At 74.9% G+C, this 23,109-nt stretch carries 22 protein-coding genes; 18 read left to right on the forward strand and 4 right to left on the reverse strand.

What is annotated here, in order from left to right:
• From ABEA81_RS34485 to ABEA81_RS34495, 3 genes are all read left to right on the forward strand, one after another.
• On the forward strand, nt 1-339 hold the full coding sequence (locus tag ABEA81_RS34485) for a P-II family nitrogen regulator (RefSeq protein WP_345611056.1): 339 nt from the start codon (nt 1-3) through the stop codon (nt 337-339).
• A 119-nt stretch (nt 340-458) separates the two neighbouring features.
• Nucleotides 459-2,810 (forward strand): [protein-PII] uridylyltransferase, encoded by a 2,352-nt coding sequence (locus ABEA81_RS34490; protein WP_345611057.1) that lies wholly within the window; start codon nt 459-461, stop codon nt 2,808-2,810.
• A gap of 176 nt (nt 2,811-2,986) precedes the next feature.
• Nucleotides 2,987-3,598 (forward strand): AAA family ATPase, encoded by a 612-nt coding sequence (locus ABEA81_RS34495; protein WP_345611059.1) that lies wholly within the window; start codon nt 2,987-2,989, stop codon nt 3,596-3,598.
• A 64-nt stretch (nt 3,599-3,662) separates the two neighbouring features.
• On the opposite strand, the gene ABEA81_RS34500 is transcribed toward ABEA81_RS34495, so the two are convergent.
• On the reverse strand, nt 3,663-4,442 hold the full coding sequence (locus tag ABEA81_RS34500; protein WP_345611061.1) for an SDR family oxidoreductase: 780 nt from the start codon (nt 4,440-4,442) through the stop codon (nt 3,663-3,665).
• A 103-nt stretch (nt 4,443-4,545) separates the two neighbouring features.
• Between ABEA81_RS34500 and ABEA81_RS34505 the strand changes: the two genes are divergently transcribed.
• The 7 genes from ABEA81_RS34505 (at nt 4,546) to rimM (ending at nt 10,881) form a co-directional block, all read left to right on the forward strand.
• Nucleotides 4,546-5,364 (forward strand): helix-turn-helix transcriptional regulator, encoded by an 819-nt coding sequence (locus ABEA81_RS34505; protein ID WP_345611062.1) that lies wholly within the window; start codon nt 4,546-4,548, stop codon nt 5,362-5,364.
• Between the two features lie 10 nt (nt 5,365-5,374).
• Nucleotides 5,375-6,946 carry a signal recognition particle protein gene (gene ffh / locus ABEA81_RS34510; RefSeq protein WP_345611064.1) on the forward strand — a complete coding sequence of 524 codons (1,572 nt, stop codon included), beginning with the start codon at nt 5,375-5,377 and terminating at the stop codon, nt 6,944-6,946.
• Between the two features lie 13 nt (nt 6,947-6,959).
• Nucleotides 6,960-8,036 (forward strand): amidohydrolase family protein, encoded by a 1,077-nt coding sequence (locus ABEA81_RS34515; RefSeq protein WP_345611124.1) that lies wholly within the window; start codon nt 6,960-6,962, stop codon nt 8,034-8,036.
• A 220-nt stretch (nt 8,037-8,256) separates the two neighbouring features.
• Nucleotides 8,257-9,489 (forward strand): CPBP family intramembrane glutamic endopeptidase, encoded by a 1,233-nt coding sequence (locus tag ABEA81_RS34520; RefSeq protein ID WP_345611066.1) that lies wholly within the window; start codon nt 8,257-8,259, stop codon nt 9,487-9,489.
• Nucleotides 9,490-9,684: 195 nt separating this feature from the next.
• Nucleotides 9,685-10,125, forward strand: a complete 441-nt coding sequence (gene rpsP, locus ABEA81_RS34525; protein WP_345611067.1) for a 30S ribosomal protein S16 — start codon at nt 9,685-9,687, stop codon at nt 10,123-10,125.
• Entirely contained in the window at nt 10,122-10,361 is a 240-nt protein-coding gene (locus ABEA81_RS34530) for an RNA-binding protein (protein WP_094928718.1), read from the forward strand. Before rpsP ends, ABEA81_RS34530 begins: the two co-directional genes overlap by 4 nt.
• Nucleotides 10,339-10,881 carry a ribosome maturation factor RimM gene (gene rimM, locus ABEA81_RS34535; protein WP_345611069.1) on the forward strand — a complete coding sequence of 181 codons (543 nt, stop codon included), beginning with the start codon at nt 10,339-10,341 and terminating at the stop codon, nt 10,879-10,881. The genes ABEA81_RS34530 and rimM overlap by 23 nt, the downstream gene beginning before the upstream one ends.
• A gap of 347 nt (nt 10,882-11,228) precedes the next feature.
• Here the strand turns inward: rimM and ABEA81_RS34540 are convergent, their stop codons facing one another.
• Nucleotides 11,229-12,743, reverse strand: a complete 1,515-nt coding sequence (locus ABEA81_RS34540) for an FAD-dependent monooxygenase (RefSeq protein ID WP_345611070.1) — start codon at nt 12,741-12,743, stop codon at nt 11,229-11,231.
• 34 nt (nt 12,744-12,777) lie between these two features.
• Between ABEA81_RS34540 and ABEA81_RS34545 the strand changes: the two genes are divergently transcribed.
• Nucleotides 12,778-13,479 carry a TetR/AcrR family transcriptional regulator C-terminal domain-containing protein gene (locus tag ABEA81_RS34545; RefSeq protein WP_345611072.1) on the forward strand — a complete coding sequence of 234 codons (702 nt, stop codon included), beginning with the start codon at nt 12,778-12,780 and terminating at the stop codon, nt 13,477-13,479.
• On the opposite strand, the gene ABEA81_RS34550 is transcribed toward ABEA81_RS34545, so the two are convergent.
• Nucleotides 13,463-14,833 (reverse strand): FAD-binding oxidoreductase, encoded by a 1,371-nt coding sequence (locus ABEA81_RS34550; protein WP_345611073.1) that lies wholly within the window; start codon nt 14,831-14,833, stop codon nt 13,463-13,465. The two genes, ABEA81_RS34545 and ABEA81_RS34550, sit on opposite strands and share 17 nt — an antisense overlap.
• A gap of 81 nt (nt 14,834-14,914) precedes the next feature.
• Nucleotides 14,915-17,992 (reverse strand): ATP-binding protein, encoded by a 3,078-nt coding sequence (locus ABEA81_RS34555; protein ID WP_345611074.1) that lies wholly within the window; start codon nt 17,990-17,992, stop codon nt 14,915-14,917.
• 124 nt (nt 17,993-18,116) lie between these two features.
• On the opposite strand from ABEA81_RS34555, the gene ABEA81_RS34560 reads away from it, so the two are divergent.
• The 7 genes from ABEA81_RS34560 (at nt 18,117) to ABEA81_RS34590 (ending at nt 22,910) form a co-directional block, all read left to right on the forward strand.
• Complete coding sequence (locus ABEA81_RS34560; RefSeq protein WP_094928712.1) at nt 18,117-18,332, forward strand: helix-turn-helix domain-containing protein; 216 nt, start codon at nt 18,117-18,119, stop codon at nt 18,330-18,332.
• A gap of 11 nt (nt 18,333-18,343) precedes the next feature.
• A complete protein-coding gene (locus tag ABEA81_RS34565) occupies nt 18,344-18,919 on the forward strand; it encodes a Clp protease N-terminal domain-containing protein (protein ID WP_345611076.1) in 576 nt (191 codons plus the stop codon).
• A gap of 77 nt (nt 18,920-18,996) precedes the next feature.
• On the forward strand, nt 18,997-19,749 hold the full coding sequence (trmD, locus tag ABEA81_RS34570; RefSeq protein WP_345611078.1) for a tRNA (guanosine(37)-N1)-methyltransferase TrmD: 753 nt from the start codon (nt 18,997-18,999) through the stop codon (nt 19,747-19,749).
• A 139-nt stretch (nt 19,750-19,888) separates the two neighbouring features.
• The gene (gene rplS, locus ABEA81_RS34575; RefSeq protein WP_345611080.1) at nt 19,889-20,248 is read left to right on the forward strand and encodes a 50S ribosomal protein L19; all 360 of its coding nucleotides are present in this window, start codon (nt 19,889-19,891) and stop codon (nt 20,246-20,248) included.
• Between the two features lie 33 nt (nt 20,249-20,281).
• Nucleotides 20,282-21,505 (forward strand): signal peptidase I, encoded by a 1,224-nt coding sequence (gene lepB / locus ABEA81_RS34580; RefSeq protein WP_425570786.1) that lies wholly within the window; start codon nt 20,282-20,284, stop codon nt 21,503-21,505.
• A gap of 206 nt (nt 21,506-21,711) precedes the next feature.
• Entirely contained in the window at nt 21,712-22,593 is an 882-nt protein-coding gene (locus ABEA81_RS34585) for a ribonuclease HII (RefSeq protein ID WP_345611082.1), read from the forward strand.
• Nucleotides 22,590-22,910: a DUF2469 domain-containing protein gene (locus tag ABEA81_RS34590; protein ID WP_345611083.1), complete on the forward strand. Its 321-nt coding sequence runs from the start codon at nt 22,590-22,592 to the stop codon at nt 22,908-22,910. The genes ABEA81_RS34585 and ABEA81_RS34590 overlap by 4 nt, the downstream gene beginning before the upstream one ends.
• Nucleotides 22,911-23,109 lie beyond the last annotated feature (199 nt).

The following is a 23,109-nucleotide window of genomic DNA, read 5'->3' on the forward strand; positions in this document are numbered from 1 at the left end:
ATGAAGCTGGTCACGGCGATCGTGAAGCCGTTCGTCCTCGAGGACGTCAAGGGTGCGCTGGAGCAGATCGGCGTGCTCGGCATGACGGTCAGCGAGGTGCAGGGTTACGGCCGGCAGAAGGGCCACACCGAGGTGTACCGGGGTGCGGAGTACTCCGTGGACTTCGTGCCCAAGGTGCGGGTGGAGGTCGTCGCGGACGACACCAACGCGGACAAGGTGGTCGACGCCGTCGTCGAGGCGGCGCGCACCGGCAAGATCGGTGACGGGAAGGTGTGGGTCACCCCGGTGGAGACCGTGGTCCGCGTCCGCACCGGCGAGCGCGGCTCGGACGCGATCTGACGGCCGTCGTTCCTGTCGTTCCCGCAGCAAGGTGGCTGTGCTCCGGTTCGAGCTGTGCTCCGGTTCAACCGGAGCACAGCCACCTTGCTGGGGTTCCAGGCCTGGAGGAGAGACGCGTAGTGGGTGCCGTGGCCGTGGCGTCGGGGGACGCGGGGGATCTGGCCCGGGCGAAGGCCGTGCTGCTGGAGCAGGGCACGGGCAAGCGGCGGCTCGGTCCCGAGGCGCTGCGCGAGGCGCTGGTCGACCTGCACGACTTCTGGTTGTCCTCGCGGGCCGCGGCGATCGGGCTCACGGAGCGGGCCGCGCTGGTGGCGGTCGGGGCGCTGGGGCGGCGGGAGCTGGCGCCGTGGTCGGACCTCGACCTGGTCCTGCTGCACGACGGCCGCAAGGACGTCGAGCGGCTCGCCAGGGACCTGTGGTACCCGCTGTGGGACGCCGGGATCGGGCTCGACCACGCCGTCCGCACGCCGGGCCAGGCCGTGCAGGTGGCCGCCGGCGACCTGCGTGCCGCGCTCGGCCTGCTCGAGGCGCGGCACATCGCGGGCGACCCGGCGCTCTCGGAGAAGGTGCGGGCCGCGGTACGCCAGCAGTGGCGGGCCGGCATCCGTGGCCGGTTCGACGAGCTCGCCGACAGCGCGCAGGAGCGCTGGCGCAAGGTCGGCGACGTCGCCCACCGGGTGGAGCCCGACCTGAAGAACGGCCACGGCGGCCTGCGTGACATCCAGCTGGTCGACGCGCTCGCGGCGGCCCAGCTCGTCGACCGGCCCGCGGCCGACGTCCGGAACGCCCGGATGCTGCTGCTCGACGTCCGCACCGAGCTGCACCGGCTCGCGGGCCGGGCCCGGGACGTCCTGCACGCCCAGGATGCCGACGAGGTCGCCGCGGCGCTGGAGATCGCCGACCGGTTCGAGCTGGCCCGCGCGCTGTCCGGGGCGGCCCGGTCGGTGGCGTTCGCGGCCGAGGTCGGGCTGCGCTCGGCCCGCACCGCACTGCCCCGGCGGGGGCTCGCCGCGCTGCGCCGCCCGCCGGTGCGCCGCCCGTTGGACGCGGGCGTCGTCGAGCACATCGGCGAGGTCGCGCTCGCCCGCGACGCCTCCGCCGCCCGCGACCCCGCACTCGTGCTCCGCGTGGCCGCCACCGCCGCCCGCACCGGCCTGCCGATCGCGGCCGGCACCCTGCACCGGCTCGCCGACACCGCACCGGAGCTGCGGGCGCCGTGGCCGCGGCCGGCCCGCGGTGAGCTGCTGTCGCTGCTGGGCACCGGGCGCCCGCTGGTCGACGTCGTGGAGTCGCTGGACCGCACCGGGCTGTGGGGGCGGCTCTTCCCCGAGTGGGGTGCGGTGCGCGATCTGCCGCCGCGGGACCGGGCGCACGTCTGGACGGTCGACCGGCACCTCGTCGAGGCCTGCGCCCAGGCTGCCCGGCTCACCACGCGCGTCGCGCGCCCGGACCTCCTGCTCGTCGGCGCGCTGCTGCACGACATCGGCAAGGGCCGCGGCGGCGACCACTCCGAGGTGGGGGAGTCGCTCGCCGTGCAGGTGGGGCAGCGGCTCGGCTTCCCCGACGCCGATGTCGCCGTGCTCGGCCGGATGGTGCGCCACCACCTGCTGCTGCCGCACACCGCCACCCGCCGCGACCTGGAGGACCCGGCCACCGTCACCCGCGTCGTCGACACGCTCGACGGCGACGGCATGCTGCTGGAGCTCCTCGAAGCGCTCGCCGAGGCCGACGCGCTGGCCACCGGCCCCGGCGTGTGGAGCCCGTGGAAGCGGACGCTCATCCACGACCTCGCCAACCGGTGCCGGGCGCTGCTGGCCGGGAAGTCGCTCCCCGGCCACACCCCGCCGACCGCGGCCGCCACCGAGCTGGCCGGCACCGTCGAGGCCGACGGGCGGCCGCAGGTGCGCCTCGACGAGGGCGACCCCGCGGGCGTCGTCGTCGCGGTGCCGCACCGCAGCGGCTCGCTCGCCGCCGCGGCGGGCGTCCTCGCCCTGCACTCGCTGGTGGTCCACGCCGCGGAGCTGGCGACGCTCGGCGGCGTCGCGGTGTTCACCTTCACCGTCTCGCCGCGGTTCGGCGGCCTGCCCGACCCGGCCCTGCTGCGCTCGGACCTCACCCGCGTGCTCGAAGGCGGCCTGCAGCTCCCCGAGGCACTGGCCCGCAAGGAGCGCGACTACGCCCCGCGCGGCCCGGTCGTGGACCCGCCCGCCCCGCCGCGGGTGCTCTGGTTCGACGACGAGGCCACCGGTGCCGTCGTCCTCGAGCTGCGCGGCACCGACCGGATCGGGCTGCTGTACCGGGTGGCGGCCGCGCTCGAGGAGTGCGGCGCCGACGTGCGCTGGGCCAAGGCGTCGACGCTCGGCGCCTCCGTCGTCGACGCGTTCGGCCTGGCCGGCGCGGGCGGCGAGGGCACGCTCGGCCGGGCCGAGCGGCAGCGGATCGAGAAGGCCGTGCTCACCGCCGCCGGCTGACGTCGCACGCGCAGGCCCCGGCTCGCGCACACGCAGACCACGGCGCGCGGAAGACCGGGCACCCCACTCCGCGAGTCGCGCTCCCGATGCGGACGAGTCGCGGTTCGGGCATGATCGTGATCACGCGATCCCGGGTCGAATGGAACGAATCGCCCGAACCGCACGTTGAGCACTCCGTGACCACCGCGACACCGCCGGTGCGGCTCGCCCTGCCTGGCCGCACGCTGCTGCTGGTGGCCGGGATGCCGGGGGCCGGCAAGTCCACGCTCCTGGCGAGCCTGCCCGCCGCCGCCGGGCTCACCGTGCTCGACTCGGAGGCACAACGGGCGGCGCTGCGCCCGGTGGCGGGCGGCGTGCCGTACGCCTGGCAGCGGCCGGTCGTGCACCTGATGCACCGCACGGCCGTGGTCGGGGCCGCCGTCTCCGCCACCCCCACAGTCGTCGTGCACCTGCCCGCCACGCAACCGCGCACCCGGGCCGCGATGGCCCGCCTCGCCGCCGCCACCGGGCGCGACGCGCACCTGCTGTGGCTGCAGGCCGACGCCGCGGAGGCCCGGCGCGGGCAGTACGCCCGCGGCCGGGTGGTGCAAGAGCACTCCTTCTGCGCCCACGCGCGGCGGGCCGAGCGCACCGCGGCCGAGCTGCTGGGCGACCCGCCGCCGGGGTGGCGGAGCGTCACCGTGGTCGACCGGGCGGCCGCCAGCGGCGGCCTCCGGCTCGTCACCGACCCCGAGCCCGCACGGGGTGCCGGCACCGCGGCCGGTTCCCGCGACCACGCCCGCGCGTGACGGCCCCGATCACGGCCGTCAGCCCTCCCCGCTGGGATTCGCCGGTCAGCGCCGGCACCGGCCGCTAGCCCTGCGCCGTCGGTACCACGATCAGCTGCGCCACGTTGACGCGGGCCGGTGCGGCGGCCGACCAGGCGATCGCCTCGGCGACGTCGCTCGCCGGGATCGGGCCGACCTCGCTCCTGATCTGCGCGAGGGTCTCCCGGCCCTCGGAATCGAGCATCGTGTCGCCCAGCTCGGTCGCGGTGACCCCCGGCTCGATCGCGCGCACCCGCACCCCGCGGGGCCCGAGCTCGAGCCGCAGGCCGCGCGTGAGCGCCGCGACGCCCGCCTTCGTCGCGCCGTAGACGGCGTAGCCGGGGAACACCTCGTGGCTCGCGATGGAGCCGACGTGCACGAGGTCGGCCGGCCTGCCGTCGGCGGCGGCCGCGAGGAGGTCGTCGACGAACGCCTTGCCGGTGTGCAGCAGCCCGCTGATGTTCGTGTCCACCATGGACGACCACTCGACCGGCTGCGCCGCGGCGAACGGCGCGCCGAGCATGACACCCGCGTTCGCGACGACCAGGTCGGGGCGGCCGAGCTCGGCGCGGACCGTCCCGGCCGCGCGGGCGAGGCTCGCCGGGTCGGTGACGTCGGCGGGGACGGCGATACCGTCGATCTCCTTCGCGAGCGCCTCGATGCGGTCGACGCGGCGCGCCAGCACGGCGACGCGGGCACCGCCCGCGGCGAGTGCCCGCGCGGTGGCGGCACCGATCCCGCTGCTGGCCCCGGTGACGACGGCGATGCGTCCGGTGAGGTCGTGGCTCGGATTGCCGGTGCTGGGGTTGGTGCTGTTCTGCGTCATGCCACCGAGCCTGCGAGCGGCGCGGAGGGACCGGGGAGGCCCCGCGAAGGGGGGTAGTGGCGGGGCCACCCCTCGCCCCGCGGCCGCGCCTACCGTGGGGTGCATGCCGAACCTGCTGGGCGAGTTCCTCCGTGCCCGCCGCGAGCTGACGCGGCCCGAGGACCACGGCCTTCCGGTCGGGCGGCGCCGCGTGCCGGGGCTGCGTCGCGAGGAGGTCGCGATGCTCGCCGGCATCAGCGCCGAGTACTACCTGCGCCTGGAACGCGGCCGGGACCGGCACCCGTCGGCGCAGGTGGTGGAGGCACTCGCCCGCGTGCTCGACCTCGACGACGAGTCCACCGCCTACCTCGCCTCGCTCGCCACGCCCGCACCCCGCGCGCTCCGTCGCCCGCGCCGCGGCCCGGAGCGGGTCGCCCCGGAGATCGCCCGGCTGCTCGACGCGATGCCCGGCGTGCCGGCGTTCGTCCTGGGCCGGTGCATGGACGTGCTGGCCCACAACCGGCTGGCCGAGCTGCTCTGCGGCGGGGTACCCGGCGCAGGCAACGTCGTGCGGCACGTCTTCCTCGACCCCGCGGCGCGCGAGGTGTACCCGGACTGGTCAGCCGTGGCGGAGGAGACCGTCGCGGCGCTGCGGGCGTCGGCCGCCGACACCCCGGACGACCCGCGCCTCGTCACGCTGGTCGGCGAGCTGTCGGTGAAGAGCGCGGAGTTCCGCAGGCTCTGGGCGCGCCACGACGTCCGCGCGAAGTCCGGGGGCGCCAAACGCATGGTGTCGCCCGCCGTCGGCGAGGTGACGCTGCGGTGGGAGGCCCTCGCCGTGGCGAGCGCCCCGGGGCAGATGGTGGTCACCTACTTCGCCGAGCCGGGGTCGCCGTCGGCGGAGGCACTGGCGGCCCTGCAGGGCCTCGAGGCGCGCAAGTAGGGTTGGAGGGGTGTTCGACACCCTCTCCGAGCGCCTCAGCGGCACCCTTGCGAACCTCCGGGGCAAGGGGCGCCTCTCCGACGCCGACATCGACACCACGGCGCGCGAGATCCGCATCGCGCTGCTGGAGGCCGACGTCGCGCTGCCGGTGGTCCGCGGGTTCATCGCGCGGGTCAAGGAGCGGGCGAAGGGTGCCGAGGTCTCCGGTGCGCTGAACCCGGCCCAGCAGGTCGTCAAGATCGTCAACGACGAGCTGGTCACGATCCTGGGCGGCGAGACGCGGCGCCTCCGGCTGGCCAAGGAGCCGCCGAGCGTGATCATGCTCGCCGGCCTGCAGGGCTCCGGTAAGACCACCCTCGCGGGCAAGCTCGCGCTCTGGCTGAAGAACCAGGGGCACACGCCGCTGCTCGTGGCCTGCGACCTCCAGCGGCCCAACGCGGTCAACCAGCTGCAGATCGTCGGCGAGCGGGCGGGTGTCACCACGTTCGCGCCACATCCGGGCGCGTCAGCGACCGGTCAGACAGCGCAGCCGGGCACCGGCGTCGGCGACCCGGTGGACGTGGCGCGCCGCGGGATCGCGCACGCCCGGGACAAGCACTACGACGTCGTCATCGTCGACACCGCGGGCCGCCTGGGCGTCGACGAGGAGCTGATGCGCCAGGCCGCCGACATCCGCGACGCCGTCTCGCCGGACGAGACCCTGTTCGTCGTCGACGCCATGATCGGCCAGGACGCCGTGGCCACGGCCGAGGCGTTCCGCGACGGCGTCGGCTTCACCGGCGTGGTGCTCACCAAGCTCGACGGCGACGCCCGCGGCGGCGCGGCGCTGTCGGTCCGCGAGGTCACCGGCGAGCCGATCCTCTTCGCGTCCAACGGCGAGAAGCTCGCCGACTTCGACGTCTTCCACCCGGACCGGATGGCCAGCCGCATCCTCGGGATGGGCGACCTGCTCACGCTCATCGAGCAGGCCGAGCAGGCCTTCGACCAGGAGCGCACGGCCCAGGCCGCCGCCAAGATCTCCACCGGCGAGCTCACCCTCGAGGACTTCCTCGAGCAGATGCTCGCCGTCCGCAAGATGGGCCCGATCGGCAACATCCTCGGCATGCTGCCCGGCGCGGGGCAGATGAAGGAGGCCCTCGCCCAGGTCGACGACAAGCAGCTCGACCGGTTGCAGGCGATCATCCGCGGCATGACGCCCGCCGAGCGGGCCGACCCGAAGATCATCAACGGCTCGCGGCGGCTGCGCATCGCCAACGGCTCCGGGGTCACGGTCAGCGAGGTCAACGACGTCGTCAACCGGTTCTTCGAGGCCCGGAAGATGATGAAGCAGATGGCCGGGCAGTTCGGCTTCGGCGGGCGCAGCGCCACGAAGAAGCAGAACAAGGGCCGCAAGGGCAAGAAGGGCAAGGCCAAGGGCCGCGGGCCCACCCCCGCCCGCGCCGCCGGGCTGCCGCCGGGCCTCGGGGGCGGGATGCCGGACCTGTCCGGGCTGCCGCCGTCACTGCGCGAGCTCCCGCCGGGTCTCGATCAGCTGCCACCCGGCTTCGACCCGAGCAAGTTCAAGTTCCCGAAGCAGAAGTAGTCAAGTGCCCCTGGTGTACCGGTTGCGCGGGGTGCTGCTGCCCGGCGAGGACACCGTCGAGCTGCACGTCGACTCCTCCGGCGTGCTCGTCGAGCCGCTCCCGGGCGCGGAGACGCTCGTCGACTGCGGGTTCATCGTGCCGGGCCTCGTCGACGCCCACTGCCACGTCGGGCTCGGCCCCACCGGCGGCGTCGGGCTGGAGGAGGCCGACGCCCAGGCGCGCACCGACCGCGACGCCGGCACGCTGCTGATCCGCGACTGCGGCTCGCCGATCGACACCACACCCCTGCAGGCCCGGACCGACGTCCCGGAGATCATCCGCGCCGGCCGGCACCTGGCCCGGCCCAAGCGCTACATCCCCGGCATGGCGCTGGAGCTGGACGATCCCGCGCTGCTGCCCGACGTCGTCGCCGAGCAGGCCGCGGCGGGCGACGGCTGGGTCAAGCTCGTCGGCGACTGGATCGACCGCGGTGCGGGCGACCTCGCCCCGGTCTGGCCAGACGACGTGCTGGCCGCGGCGATCGACGCCGCCCACGCCGCGGGCGCGCGCGTCACCGCGCACGTGTTCGGGGCCGCCGCGATCCCGGGCCTCGTCCGCGCGGGGATCGACTGCATCGAGCACGGCACCGGCCTCACCGACGACCTCATCGCCGAGATGGCCGAGCGCGGCACCGCGCTCGTGCCCACGCTGATCAACGTCGAGAACTTCCCCGGGATCGCCGACCAGGCGCGCAAGTACCCGGCGTACGCCGACCACATGCGCCGGCTGTACGCGGGTGCCTACGACACGGTGCGCCGCGCCGTCGAGGCCGGGGTGCCGGTGTACGCGGGCACCGACGCGGGCGGCGGCATCGACCACGGGCGACTGGCCGACGAGGTGATCGCCCTGCACCGCGCGGGGCTGTCCACCGCCGACGCCCTCGGTGCCGCCAGCTGGGCGGCGCGGGCGTGGCTCGGGCGCCCCGGGCTCGAGGTCGGTGCACGCGCCGACCTCGTGGTGTACCGGAGCGACCCCCGGGCCGACCTGTCGGTGCTGCACGAGCCCGCCCTCGTCATGCTGCGTGGCAGGCCGGTGCACGCAGGCGCCTGACGGCCCGCAGCGGGCTCCCGGCCGTCGCCGAGTGTGATGGCGGGCATCCCGCGGTTGCTCAGGTGGACGATCCGGGACGCCCGTCGTCGCCGCTGTGGTGATGTGCCCCTCACCGGAAAGCGTGCCTGCGGGTTCGATCGGGTGACGATCCGGCCATGACGTTGCCCGAAGGGCGCCCGGCGAGCGGCGCCGTCCGCCGCCGGCCGGTAGCGTCGGGGGCGTGGGAGGGGTGCAGAGGGACGACCGACCAGGCTCGGAGGAGTCCGGATCGGGCTCCGGGGACGAGGCGGTCGCCGCGGGACGGGACCAGGCCGACGTCGGCACCGGCAACGCCGACCCCGTCCGCGAAGAGGGCGCCTCGGCCGACGTCACGGAGCCGGGTCCGGCCCCGGACGCGGCGCCGCCGCCCGGGCCAACGGGGTGGGAGGTGCCCGCGGCGGGCGTCGCAGGCGGTGTCCCGCCCGCCCCGCCGTACGCCACGGCGCCTCTCGGACACCCGGCGGGCGTGGCCACGACCCCGCCGCCACCGCCCGGATGGCCGGCGTACCCCGGCTCCTTCGGTCCGCCGCCGGGGTACGCGGGCGGGCAGCCGTACCCGCCGGGGCAGCCGTACCCACCGGGGCAGCCGTACCCGCCGGGGCCGTACCCGCCTGTCGGTCCCTACCCGGCCACCGGTGCCCATCCCGCCGCCGTGCCGTACCCCGCCCCGTCGATCGGCCGCACCCCGCCCCGCGGCGTCTCCTGGGGTGCGCCGGCACCGACCCGCACGCACCGGTGGGGTCTGGGCGCGTACCTGCTCGCCGAGGCGGTCTTCCTGCTGGCCGGCGGGCTCATCAGCGGCTACCTGATCATCACCGGGGCCGAGCCGTCCGTTGCCCTTCTCATCGTCGGGCTCGCCGTACCCACACTGCTCGCCGCCGGAACCGCGCTGCTGATCACGAAGGTGCGCGGCAACGGACCACGCATCGACCTGCGACTCGAATGGTCGTGGCGCGACGTCGGGCTCGGGTTGGCCTTCGGGTTCGGCGGACTCGTGCTGACGATCCCGGCGTCGATCGTGTTCGTGGCGATCGCGGGGCAGGACGCCTCGTCGGCGGTGGGCGACGCACTCGGCGGCTTCCGGGCAGGGCCCGTGCTGGCGGTGGTGGTACTGCTCATCGTCGTGCTCGTCGCACCGATGTGCGAGGAGATCCTCTACCGCGGCCTGCTGTGGGGCGGCGTCGAGCGGATCGCGGGCCGCTGGGTGGCATTCGTGGTCAGCACGTTGCTGTTCGCCCTGGCCCACTTCGAGCTCACCCGCGCGCCGCTGCTGCTGGTCGTGGCGATCCCCATCGCCCTCGCGCGCCTCTACACCGGCCGGCTGCTGCCGTCGATCGTCGCCCACCAGGTCAACAACCTGCTGCCGGGCGTCGTGCTGATGCTCGGGCTGCTCGGCGTCATGCCCATGGCGTGAACCGACGGGGATCGCGGCGTGGGCCACTCGATGTGCCCGGGCCGGCGGTCGTCTGGCAGAATGGCCGATCGGCCCCGCGGCTGGCCCTCTACCGTGCCGCGGACGCACCAGACGCCGAGGAATGCGCAGCCCGTAACCCCACGCGAGCCGCGCGGACCCACCCGAACCACAGATCCGCGAGGAGCACCGACCAGCGTGGCTGTCAAGATCAAGCTGATGAGGCTGGGCAAGATCCGCCAGCCCTACTACCGCGTCGTCGTCGCCGACGCCCGCACCCGCCGCAGCGGCCGGGCGATCGAGACCATCGGGAAGTACCACCCCAAGAACGAGCCGAGCCTGATCGAGATCGACTCGGACCGGGCCCAGTACTGGCTGGGGGTCGGTGCGCAGCCCACCGAGCCGGTGCAGCACCTGCTCGAGGTCACCGGTGACTGGCAGAAGTTCAAGGGTCTGCCCGGCGCCGAGGGCACCCTGAAGCCGCAGCCGGAGAAGGTCGACAAGCACGCCCGCTTCCAGGCGGCGCTCGCCGCCGCAGGCGAGGAGCCCACCACCGAGGCCACCACGCCCAGGAAGAAGAGCGACCGCCGCTCGAAGGGTGAGGCCGAGGCTTCCGCCGAGGCTTCCGAAGAGTCGTGACTGTGCTGGCGGACGCTCTCGAGCACCTCGTCCGGGGCATCGTCGACCACCCGGACGACGTGCAGGTGGAGCTCGTCACCACCCGCCGCGGCCGCACCCTCGAGGTCCGGGTGCACCCCGAAGACCTCGGCAAGGTGATCGGTCGCGGCGGCCGCACCGCCACCGCGTTGCGCACCGTCGTCGGCGGCATCGGTGGCCGGGGCGTGCGGGTGGATGTCGTCGACACCGACCGGTAGGACCGGAGCCGAGTACCTCGTCGGGGTCGCCGTGCGGGCCCACGGCCTGCGCGGCGAGCTCGTCGTCGAGGTGCACACCGATGCGCCCGACGAGCGGTTCGTGCCAGGGGCCTCGCTCATCGCGCAGCGCCCCGGTGGCCCCGCCGGGACGTTGACGGTCGAGTCGGCCCGGCCGCACTCCGGCAGGCTCCTCGTGCGCTTCGTCGAGGCGCCCGACCGCGCCGCCGCCGATGCGCTGCGCGGCACCCGCCTCCTCATCCCGGCCGACGCCATCGCGCCGCCGGAGGACGACGAGGAGTTCCACGTCCACCAGCTGGAGGGCCTGCGCGCCGAGCTGGAGGACGGCACCGTCGTCGGCTCGGTCCGCGAGGTCGTGCACGGCCCGGGTGGCGACATGCTCGTCGTGGCCCGGCCGGAGCGCTCCGACGCGCTCGTGCCCTTCGTGCTGGCGATCGTGCCGACCGTCGACCTGGCCGCCGGGCGCCTCGTCCTCACCCCGCCCGAAGGCCTGCTCGACTAGGTGGTTGATCCCCGGGTTCTCAGTGGTCGCGGGCGATCGGGGAGCGCTCGACCGGGGCGTCGGCGCGGCGGTCGATCAAGGCGAAATGGTGGCCGAATGATCTCCGGGAGCGACCATTTGCCCTTGATCGCTGCGCTGGCCCCGGTTGCGGCCCCGGCCCGGTGGGGACCGCCTCCTGGTGGCGCCGCGCGGACCATCGGGCAGGCCCCGGCCTGCCCGCGCTGCTGCCCGTAGGGGCTGCAGATGCTCGGAGGTCGCGGGTCGCGCAGTGACGCCGTCGAGCTGCGAGGGGCGGCCCCGCACGCTGCGCGGCGCCGCCAGGAGGCCCCGAGAAGGACCCCACGGTCTTACCCAGTGGAATCAACCGTCGAGTTCGGGACGCTCGCGTCCCGGGCGGGGTGCAGGAGCTCCTGCAGCACCCGCCCGGGCGCCGTGACGTCGGTGCCGCGCCAGGCGACGATGTCGTCGGGGCGCAGCAGGAGCGCCGTGCCCGTGGGCAGGAAGTCCGCGTCGAGCCGGTGCACCGGCACCGCGCCCGTCGCCGCCCAGGGCCGCGGGTCGCCCGCGACGAGCAGCGCCCAGCCGGGGCCGCCCAGGTCCAGCGTCGAGCGGCTGCGCGCGGCGTCGAGCCACCGGTGCGGCACGCGTGTCCCGACCCGGCCGGCGGGTGCGAACCGGTCGACGGGTTCGGGGTCATGGCCGTCCGGGCGGCACAGGGTCCCGTCCGTGTACTGGAACCCGCCCGCCACCAGTACGAACGGGTGTGCGAGGGCGGGATCGGGCGTGGTCCGGCCGCGCAGGTCGAGCGTGCGGCGGGCCGACTGGTCGGCCGCGAACCAGGCGGCCGGGCGCCGTTCGGCGGCGTAGCCGTCGAGGAGCGCGGGCGCCGCTGCGCCGCGGAGAACCGCGGCGAGCCTCCAGCCGAGCTCGTGGGCGTCGGAGATCCCGGTGTTGGCACCCATGGCGGCGAACGGGGGCATCACGTGGGCCGCGTCGCCCGCGAGGTGCACCCGGCCCGCGGAGTACCGGTCCGCGACGAGCATCTCGGCCTGCCAGGGGAGGACGCTCAGCACCTCCAGGTCGGGGGCCGGCACGCCGAGGGCGGTGCGCAGCACGGTCGGCCAGTCCCGGTCGGTTCGCTCGCCTCCGGTCATGAACATCCAGCGGAGCCGCCCGTCGACGGACGCGATCGCGCCGGGCGCGTCCGGGTGCTCGATCTGGCAGAGGTTGAACTCGCGGCCGCGCACGACGTCGGCGAGGTCGGCGCGGAAGTAGACGTTCACGCTCGGACCGCCGACGGGTCCCCGGCCGGAGCGCCCGATGCCGAGCCGCCGTCGGACGCCGCTGTGCGCGCCGTCGGCCGCGACGACGTACGCCGCGCGCACCGACCGCCCGCCCAGGTCCGCCACCACGGCGTCCGTGTCCTGCTCGAAGCCGGTCAGGGCGGTGCCGAACCGCACGTCGGCGCCCACGTCCCGGGCGGCGGCCCGCAGCACCGGTTCGAGCACGTCCTGGGCGATGAGGCAGGGGAGCTCCGGGCTCACCTCGGGTGCGTCCACGCCGGCCGGCTGCCGGAGCGGCAGCCGCTCGGCCTCGGCGAGCGTGCGCCCGACGGCCATCCGGTCGTGGTCGGCGAGGTCCCGGGCGGCGTCGTGCACCGTGGCGGCCAGCCCGAGCTCGCGGAAGACCTCCATGCTGCGGACGTGGAAGCGCCGGGCCTTGGGCTGCGGCGAGGTGGCAGTGCGCCGCTCCACGAGCGTGACGGCCAGGCCGTGGTGGCGCAGGACGAGCGCGGCCGTGAGGCCGACGAGCCCGCCGCCGACGATCAGCACCTCGCACTCGCGTGTACGTCGTACATCCACGTGTACGTTGTACACGGCGGATTACGATGCGGCAATGAGCCTCGTGTGGTTCGACGTGCCCGCACCGCCGCGCGGTGAGCAGCTGAGCCGGGAGCGCATCGTCGCCGCCGCGATCGAGATCGCGGACGCCGACGTGCGCGGCGAGGTGACGATGCGCGCGGTCGCGGCGCGGGTCGGCTCGAGCACGCCGATGTCGCTGTACCGGTACGTCGGCAGCAAGGACGGGCTCGCCGACCTCATGGCGGACGAGGTCTACGGCGAGATCACGGTGCCCCCCGGGGACTGGCGCGCCGGCCTGCGCGGGCTCGGGCTCTCCGGCTGGGAGGCGGTGCAGCGGCACCCGTGGTTCGCGCGGCTCGCGTTCAGCCGCCCACCGCTCGGGCCGCACGCACTCGCGCTCTACGACTCCGCCCTCGCCGCGCTCGACGGGTTCGAGCTCGGCGCTGCGGAGCGGATGGGAGCGGTCAACACCGTGCTGGGGCACGTGTTCGGCTCCGGACTGGCGCTGCTCGAGGAACGGGCGATGCGGCAGCGGGCCGGGCTGCCGACCGACGAGGACCTCGCCGGCGCGGCCGGGCCCTACCTGCAGCGCATCACCGAGGAGGGCCGCTACCCGCACTTCATCCGGTGGGCGAACGACCCCGCCCGCCTCGACCCCGCCCCGCAGTCGTTCGAGCGGATCCTCGACTGGCTGCTGGACGGGATCGGGGCGACGCTCGTCACCGCGCAGGGGTGATGTTCTGGTTGAGGTGGAACAGGTTGTCCGGGTCGAAGGTGGCCTTGACCTGCCGCAGCCGTTCGTAGTTCCGCCCGTAGTTCTGCGGCACCCGGCCCTCGTCCTCCGACAGCATGTTGACGTACCCCCCTTCTGTTCCCGCGAAGGGGTGGACCGCGTCGTAGTAGTCCCGGACCCACCGGATGGCGCCCTCGTCCTCGGCCGGGGTGTCGTAGAACGCGCCGATGACCATGACGTACCGGGCGTCGCGGTGTCCGAACGCCGTCTCCTCCGGGCCGACGCGCGATGTCACGCCGTTGATGGAGTAGAGGTGCATCGTCGACGAGAGCGACGGCGTCGGGGGCCCGTGCCGGACGTGCGCCGCGATGGCCTCGTCGGGCAGGTCCCGGATGAAGTCGGCCTTCCAGTACTGCCGCATCCCCTTGTAGAACAGCCCGTCGAACGCCGAGTTGAGGGCCGGGTAGGGCATCGGGCCGACGTGCTCGGCCTTGACCTCGGCGACGTCGCGGAACGGCTTGATCGCCTGCTCGCCCTGCTCCGGGCGGCCGCTCCAGCACGTGACCATCACGCAGAACATGTCCCCGTGGCGCTCCTCGGGGATGAACGGCAGCGGCGGGGCCATCTGCCAGCCGAAGAACGCCCCCAGCTGCTCGGGGGCCTCCTGGATGTAGTCGTCGTAGGCGCGCATGACGGCCGGCGCGTCCTCGACCTCGAAGAACATGGGGCCGCCGTAGATCGTGCCGACGTCGTGCAGGGCGAGCTCGAGCGACGTCACGACGCCGAAGTTCCCGCCGCCGCCGCGCAGGGCCCAGAGCAGGTCCTCGTTCTCGTGCTCGCTCGCGAGGAGGACGCGCCCGTCGGCGGTGACGACCTCGGCGCTGACGAGGTTGTCGCACGACAGCCCGCAGCCCCGGTTGAGGTAACCGACCCCGCCGCCCAGCGTCAGGCCGCTCACTCCGGTGGTCGAGATGATGCCGCCGGTGGTCGCGAGTCCGTACGCGTGGGTGGCGTGGTTGAAGTCGCCCCACGTGGCACCGGCACCGGTGAGCGCGGTCTTCCGCACCCGGTCCACGAAGACGTTGTTGATCAGCGAGAGGTCGAGCACGACGCCGCCGTCGCACGTCCCGAAGCCGGGGGCGCTGTGCCCCCCGCCGCGGACCGCGATGTCGAGGCCCGCCTCGCGCGCGTGGTTCACCGCCGCGACGGCGTCGGCCGTCGACGTCGCCCTCACGATGAGGGCGGGCCGTCGGTCGTGCACGCCGTTGTGGACGCGGCGGAGCTCGTCGTAGTCGGCCTCGTCCGGCTCGACGACGGGCCCGCGTACCTGCTCGCGCAGCTGGGCGATGCTGGTCATGATCCCCTCCTGGCACTCCTGTGGAGGCGCTGACCATGCCCGAGGGGGCGTTCCCGGATCGTTCCCGATCAGCCGCCCCGATCAGCCGCGGATGCGGGCGGCGGTGGCGGCGGCGCGATCGCGCAGCCACGGCGCGTCCAGCGCGACGGCGGACTCGACCGCGCGCCGGGCGCTGCGGCCGGCGCCCTGCGGGTCACCCGCCACGGAGCGCACCTCGGCGTCGACGCGGAGGAGCTCGGGCAGCAGGTAGAGCTGGCCGGTGTCCTCGGTCCGGTGCAGGCCCTCGGCGACGGTCCGTTGGGCGGCTACCGTGTCACCGGCGAGCAGGTGGCCGCGGGCCAGCAGGTAGACCGCCAGGGTCAGGTGCAGGGGCTGCTCCGCGCGGAACCACTCGGCGGCCTCCCGCATCGGTGCCACGCCGCGCGGGTCGCCGTCGAGCACGTCGCGCCAGCCCCGCAGGCAGCGCGCGACGACGGGGAAGTAGCCGAGGCCCACCGTGCGCGTCACCGAGTCCAGCGCGTCCACCGCGGCCGGCAGGTCCCGCAGGCCGGGTTCGAGGGCCGCGAGGATCGCGTCGAAGGCCCGGACGTAGCAGGTGGTCATCGGGTCGTCGAGCTCCGCGGCCACCCGGAGCGCCTCCAGCATCGTCGCGCCGGCCTCGGCGAGCCGCCCGCGGAAGAGCCGGGTGAGGGCGAGCCGGGACAGGCACACGCCGAGGGGATCCTGGGCGTAGCGCGCGACGTGCAGCGGCGCGTCCTCGATGCGGTAGTGGGAGATCGCGTCCCGGAGGTGGCGTTCCGCGTCCGCGAACTCGCCCCGCCAGAACGCGGTGACGCCGAGGACGTACTCGCCCTCGGTGCGGGTGGTGCGGTCGGCATCGTCCGCGACGAGCAGCTCCCGGCCCAGCTCCGCGGCCCGGTCGAGCCGGAGTGTGGCGACGGCGTGCAGCGCGAGGCCGCGCAGCACCGCGGGGCCGGGGCGCCTGCCGAGCTTGCGGTGCAGCGTGAGCGCCCGCTCGTAGCAGTGCAGGACCTCCGCGGCGCCGTACCCGCGCCGGGCGACCAGCGGCACCCCCAGCGCCGAGCGCAGCCGCAGCTCCACCTCGTCGCGCGCCGTGCCCCGCGGTGACTCCTCGAGCATCCGGAGGGCGCGTTCGAGCAGCGCGATGCAGTCGTCGAGGGCGAAGACGCGGTGGGCGTGCCGCGCGGCCCGCTCGTACGCCTCCACCGCGCGTGCTTCGAGGCCCGCGCTGGCGTAGTGGACGGCGAGGCGGGCGCTGACCGGGTCGAGATCGGCCGCGTGGTGCGCCTCGATGGCCTCGGCGACCCGGCGCTGCAGCGTGCGCCGCCGCGCCGGGCTGATCAGATCGAGGGCCACCTCGCGCAGCCGGTCGTGGGTGAAGTCGTACGCCGGGCCGCGCTCGCGGACGACGTGGTGCTGCCAGAGCTCGTCCAGGTCGTCGGTGAGGTCGGCCTCGATCCGGCCCGCCGCGGTGGCGAGGACGGCCGGGGGGAACTCGCGCCCGATCGTCGCGGCCACCTCGGCGAGGCGGCGCGCGCCGGGGGAGAGGCGGTCCAGGCGTGCCGTGATCACGGCGTGCACGGTGGGCGTGAGCGCGATCCGGCCGGCCCGGCCGCTGCCGAACCCCGCTCGCACGGCCTCGACGACGAACAGCGGGTTCCCCTCGGTCTCCTCCCAGAGGCGGGCCGCGGCGTCCGGGTGCAGCGCACGGTCGCCGACGAGCGCTGCCATCTGCGCGGTCGCGGCGGGGTCGAGCGGCCCGAGGGCGATCGCCGAGAGGACACCACGTCGTGCGAGGCTCGCGCGCAGTGTCGCGGACGCCCGTGCTCCGGCGGCGTCGTCGACCCGCGCCGTCCCGGCGATCAGCAGCGGGGCCGATGGCGCGCTCTGCACGAGGTAGGCGCAGAGATCGAGCGTGTCGGAGTCGCACCACTGCAGGTCGTCGACGACGAGGAGCAGCGGCCGCCCGGTCGCGAGGAGCCCGCGGCGGACGGCGTCGAGGAGGTGGTTCCGCCTGCCGAGGTCGGCGGCGGGTGGGGCGGCCGGCAGCCGTGGATGCCTGGCCCCGAGCTCGGGCAGCAGCCGGGCGAGCTCGGCAAGCCACACGTCGCCGAGGGTGTCGAGACCCGCCTGCACGCGATCCGACCGCAGCCAGTCGATCACCGGGCCCCACGGCGGGCGGCCCGCCGCCTCGTAGGCCCGGCCGTAGGCCACCGCGTGCCCGTCCGCGGCCACCCGGCGGGACAGTTCCTCGACGAGCCGGGACTTCCCGATGCCCGCCTCACCCGTCACGAGCAGGAGCCGGGCCCGCCCGCCCGCGGCGTCCCGCCACGCGGCGTCGGCCGCCTGGCACTCGGCGGCGCGCCCGACGAGGACGGGTCCCCGTCGAGCCCCGTGGCCCGATCCGCGGAGCCGTTCGGCGATCGCCGTCGTGGCGGGCTCGGGGGCGACCCCGAGGTCGCGCGCCAGGCCCGCGGCGAGCCGGTCGTAGACGCGCAGCGCCTCGCTCCGCTCGCCCCGGCGGGCCAGCGCGCCCATCAGCATCCGGCACGCGGGCTCGTGCAGCGCGTCGATCCCGAGCAGCCGCCGCGCGTGCTGGAGGACGGCGGGGTCGCGGCGCTCGGCGTCGGCGCGCGCCGCGAGACCGGCGAGCACCTCGACGGCGAGGCGGCGCAGCCGCTCGCGCACGGCCACCGTCCAGTCGTCCTCGCACGCCGGGAGCAGGTCACCGCCGTAGCAGCGGGCCGCGGTCTCCGGATCGCCCCTGCCGGCCGCGTCGGCGAACGCGAGGGCGTCGAGCCACACGGACTCCTCGCCGATCCAGCGCACGGTGCGCCCGCCGGTGTCGACGGCGTCGCACGGCAGCGCCCTGCGCAGGTCGTGCAGCAGCTTGCGCAGGTTGGTGCGGGCCTGTCCGGCCCCGGAGTCCGGCCACAGCTCGTCCGCGAGCCGGTCGCGGGGGACCCCGGCGATCCCGGCGAGCGCCACCCGCGCGAGCAGTCGCTGCACGCGCGCGCCGGTGAGTTCCGGCAGCGGCCGTCCGTCGACGGTGGCCGTCGGCTCACCGAGCAGGTGGACGACCACGCGCGCGTGGTAGGCGCCGTGGGGCGCGGTTCGGGTGGTGCTCGCAGCGGGCACGGCTGCCCTCCGTGCTGGGCGGGCGTTCAGTGCACCCCGGAACCGGTGGCGTGGCAACGACCGTTCGGCGCAGTTTCGTCAACCCAGGTTGACGCTTGGGAAGGCGTCAACGTAGGTTGACAGCATGAGCGATGCCACGAAGGTCGCGGCGGCGGCGTCCAGCAGGGACCCGGCCGTCGGGTTGGCGGCGGTGGCGTCCCTGCGGGGGCTGCTGGAGTCGCTGGAGGAGCTGCAGGTCTCGAACGCGCGGTCCCAGGGGTGGTCCTGGCAGCAGATCGCGGAAGCGCTGCACGTGAGCCGCCAGGCCGTGCACAAGAAGTACCGCCGGTACGGGTTCTGAGGGGACGAGAGATGTTCGAACGGTTCACCGGCGAGGCCCGCCAGGTCGTCGTCGAGGCCCAGGAGGAGGCGCGGACGCGGGCCGCGGACGAGATCCGCACCGAGCACCTGCTCGCCGCGATCTACATCGTGCGGGACAACCTGGCGCTCGCCGTGCTCGACGAGCTCGGCGTCGAGGAGGCGGACGTGCTGCGCGACATCGACCGGCTCCACGCGGGCTCGCCCCGGGCCCTCGACGCCGAGGCGCTGTCCTCCATCGGTATCGATCTCGACGAGGTACGCCGCCAGGTCGAGGAGGCGTTCGGGCCCGGTGCGCTCGACCGCACCCGCGCGGCCCTCGGCGGGAGGTCCGGAGGGCTCTTCGGCCACATCCCGTTCGAGGGCCCCTCCAAGAAGGCGCTCGAGCTGTCGCTGCGCGAGGCGCTGCACCTCGGGCACGACCACATCGGCGCCGAGCACATCCTGCTCGGGCTGGTCCACACCGAGGGTGGAGCCGCCCACCACGTCCTGGCCGCGCGAGGGGTGCGGCTGGAACCGGCCCGGGCGGTCGTGGAGAAGCTGGTGCGCCAGCGCAAGGCGGCCGGCTGAGGCGTCCCGGTCGGCCCACCGGGGCAGCCGCCCCGGGGGCCGGCATCGGGTCGGGCACGACCTGGGAGCATCCGTCCGTGCGGATCGACGTCATCACGATCTTCCCCGGCTATCTGGGCCCGCTCCGCGAGGCCCTGCCGGGCAAGGCGATCGCCGCGGGGATCGTCGACCTGGCCGTGCACGACCTGCGCACCTGGACCCACGACGTCCACCAGGCCGTCGACGACTCCCCGTACGGCGGCGGCCCGGGCATGGTGATGCGCCCGCAGGTGTGGGGGGAGGCGCTCGACGCCGTGCTCGCGCTCGACGAGCGCCCGGCCCGGATCGTCGTGCCCACCCCGGCCGGGCGCCCGTTCACGCAGGCCACGGCGCAGGCGTGGAGCGCCGACGAGCGGCTCGTGTTCGCCTGCGGGCGCTACGAGGGCATCGACCAGCGCGTCGTCGACGACGCTCGCCGCCGCGGGCTGCAGGTGGACGAGGTGAGCATCGGCGACTACGTGCTGGTCGGCGGCGAGGTCGCGGTGCTCGTGATCGCCGAGGCGGTGGTCCGGCTGCTGCCAGGGGTGCTCGGCAACCCCGCGTCGGCGCAGGAGGACTCGTTCTCCGACGGGCTCCTGGAGGGGCCGGCCTACACGCGGCCGGAGGTCTGGCGCGGGCTCGCCGTCCCGGACGTGCTGCGCAGCGGCAACCACGCCCTCATCGCCCGCTGGCGGCGCGACCGCGCGCTCGAACGCACCGCCGAGCGGCGCCCCGACCTGCTCGCCGCCCTCCCCGACGACGCGCTGGACGACGCCGACCGGACCTTCCTCGCGCGCCTGCGGGACGGGTGACTGCGCCGCGCGATCGCGCGTCTGGCACTATGGACTGGTTGCCCGAGCCCCAACGGGCCTGCCCGGCGCCGCGTCACTTCACGGTACGCACCGCGCCCCCGCACGACCGCTTATCACGCACCGAGGACGGATCTTCGCGATGAACACCCTGGACGCACTGGACGCACAGCTGCTGCGCTCCGACATCCCCGCCTTCCGGCCGGGCGACACGCTCAAGGTGCACGTGAAGGTCATCGAGGGCAACCGGTCCCGGATCCAGGTCTTCCAGGGCGTCGTCATCCGGCGCCAGGGCTCCGGGGCCCGCGAGACCTTCACCGTCCGCAAGGTCTCGTTCGGTGTCGGCGTCGAGCGCACCTTCCCCGTGCACTCCCCGAACATCGACAAGATCGAGGTCTTCACCCGCGGCGACGTGCGCCGCGCGAAGCTCTACTACCTCCGTGATCTGCGCGGGAAGGCCGCGAAGATCAAGGAGAAGCGCGAGACCACGTCCGCGTCCTGACCGATCCGGCGCGGGTGCCGTAGCCTCGTGGGCGTGGCCCTCCCTGAGCTCCCCGACGACCGGCGGGCCGCACCTCCGCGGCTCTCCGCGTCGGAGCCGTTCGCGCCGGGCGACCCGGGGCCCGTACCGCCCCGGCGCGCGCAGCGCGACCCCCGGCCCCCCCGGCACGGGGGCGCGCCGTCCGGGAACGGCGCAGGGCCCCACGGTGCGCGCCGCCCGGCGCCGCCCGGACGCGTCCCGCCGCCACAGCGGGCCGCTCCTCCACCCCCGCCGCGGCGGCCGGTCCCGGAGGACGACGAGCCCACCGTGGTGTTCGACGGAGCGGTTGTCCCCTCCGACCCCGCCCAGGGGGAGGTGCCGGGACGCCACCGCCGCCGCGCGGGTGCGTCGCCCGGCAGCAAGCCGGCGTCGGAGTACAAGGAGCAGGTCGAGGCGAGCGGGCGCAAGCTGCGCCCCGGCCGGCGCAGGCGGCCCACGTTCTGGAAGGAACTGCCGATCCTGATCGTGGTGGCACTCGTCCTCACGTTCCTGATCCAGACGTTCCTCGCGAAGGTCTACGTCATCCCCTCCGGGTCGATGGAGACCACCCTCCACGGCTGCACCGGCTGCAACAACGACCGCGTGCTCGTCGACAAGGTCACCTACCGGTTCCGCGACCCGGCACCCGGCGACGTCGTGGTGTTCCGCGGGCCGGACAGCTGGAGCAGCGAGATCGAGATCGAGGAGCCGAGCAGCCCGGTGGTCCGCGGGCTGCAGCTGTTCGGCTCGCTGATCGGCCTCGCCCCTCCCGACGAGAAGGACTTCGTCAAGCGGGTCATCGCCGTCGGCGGCCAGACCGTGCAGTGCTGCGACTCGCGCGGCCAGGTGATGGTCGACGGCAAGTCGCTCAACGAGCCGTACATCTTCTACCTCCCCGACGCCGGGCCGCCCAAGCAGGCGCCCTTCGGTCCGGTCACCGTGCCCGATGGGCAGCTGTGGATGATGGGTGACAGCCGCAACAACTCGGCCGACTCGCGGATGCCCGACCACGGCGCGGTGCCCATCGAGTACGTGATCGGGCAGGCCCGGATGATCGTGCTGCCGTTCAGCAGGCTGGGGTGGGTCACCGCCCAGAACCCGCAGTCCACCGCGGTCGGGATGGGGGACGCGGGCGCGGGTGCGCCGCTCGCCCTCGGGCTGCTCGGCACGCTGCCGATCGCCCTGCTGCGGAGCCGCCGGCGCCGCGACGCGCTCTCGCCGGACTTCCTCCCGCATTAGTGCCCGGACCGGGAGTACACCACGCATCTCGACGGGCCGGCTTCCCGCTGGGGGGCGCCCCGGCCGAGTACACCCGGTACGAGGCCGGCTCACCGGCACGCCCAGCGAGAAGCTGGATCCCGACGACATGCGCACCGGACTCCCGGTCCGGGGTACTTCGACCCTGAGCGCACGGCCGTTCACCGGTTGGCGCAGACTGCTCCTCGATGGCCGCACGACCTGTACCCCACCGGCGGGCGCGCCGCCGCCCGGTGCGCGCGGTGCTGCCGCCCGAGCTGCGCCCGGACCGCGCCGTCGTCCGCCGCTCGGCGGGCAGCTGGACGTTGCAGAGCACGCTGCACCGGCACGGTCTCGGGCCCGTCGCGGGCGTCGACGAGGCGGGGCGGGGCGCCTGCGCAGGCCCGCTCGTCGTGGCCGCCTGCGTGCTGCGCCCCGGCGACGCGAAGCGGCTGGACGGCCTCACCGACTCGAAGCTCCTCACGCCCTCGGCCCGCGAGGAGTACTACACGCTGATCCGGCGGCGGGCGCAGGACCTCTCCGTAGTGGTCATCCCGCCGGAGGAAGTCGACCGGCGCGGGGTGCACGTGGCGAACGTCGAGGGCATGCGCCGCGCCGTCGCCGGCCTCGCCACCGTGCCGGGCTACGTCCTGACCGACGGGTTCGCCGTGCGCGGGTTCGGCACCCCGGCGCTGGCCGTGCCCAAGGGCGACCAGGTAGCGGCGTGCGTGGCGGCGGCGTCGGTGCTCGCCAAGGTCACCAGGGACCGGATCATGGTCGCGCTCGACGCCGAGTTCCCCCAGTACGGGTTCGCCGAGCACAAGGGGTACTGCACGCCCGACCACGACGAGGCCATGCTCGCGAACGGCCCCAGCCGGGTCCACCGGTACTCGTTCGTGAACGTGCGTGCGGCGCGCGACGGCGTGCGCCCGCCCGTCGTCGGGTACGACGAAGAAGGGGCCGAGGCGGATCTGGTCGACGACGACCCGATCGAGTCGGGGCTGGGGGAGGACCTCGCGGAGGGTCTGGTCCACAATGGGGCGCTGGCCGTCGGGACGTCCGAGGGTTCCAGAGGAGGGGTAGCACCGTGAGCGCCGAGGATCTCGAGAAGTACGAGACCGAGATGGAGCTCACGCTCTACAAGGAGTACCGGGACATCGTGGCCCAGTTCTCCTACGTCGTGGAGACGGAGCGTCGCTTCTACCTGGCCAACTCGGTCGACGTCGCGGCGCGCAACGCCGACGGGGAGATCTACTTCGAGGTCCGGATGTCCGACGCGTGGGTCTGGGACATGTACCGGCCCGCGCGGTTCGTCAAGAACGTGCGCGTCCTGACGTTCAAGGACGTCAACGTCGAGGAGCTCGAGAAGCCCGACCTGCGGCTGCCGGAGGGCGACCAGTTCGGCTAGCCGGTCGGCGTTCCGCGGTCGGGCGTCGCCGGGTCAGGGCGGTCCGATCGCTGCATGATCGGTCCGAGGCGCTCGCGAACGGCCGCCCGAGGGCGCCGGGGCCCACCTCGCGGCGATCACCAGGCTCCCGGGCGCTGGGGCGTCGCCCGCTGCCGCCGCACGCCGGAACGCGCCTCGCGCGGTAGCAGATCGCCCCGAC

Origin of the sequence: Pseudonocardia adelaidensis, from assembly GCF_039543345.1 — a bacterium.
GTDB lineage: Bacteria > Actinomycetota > Actinomycetes > Mycobacteriales > Pseudonocardiaceae > Pseudonocardia > Pseudonocardia adelaidensis.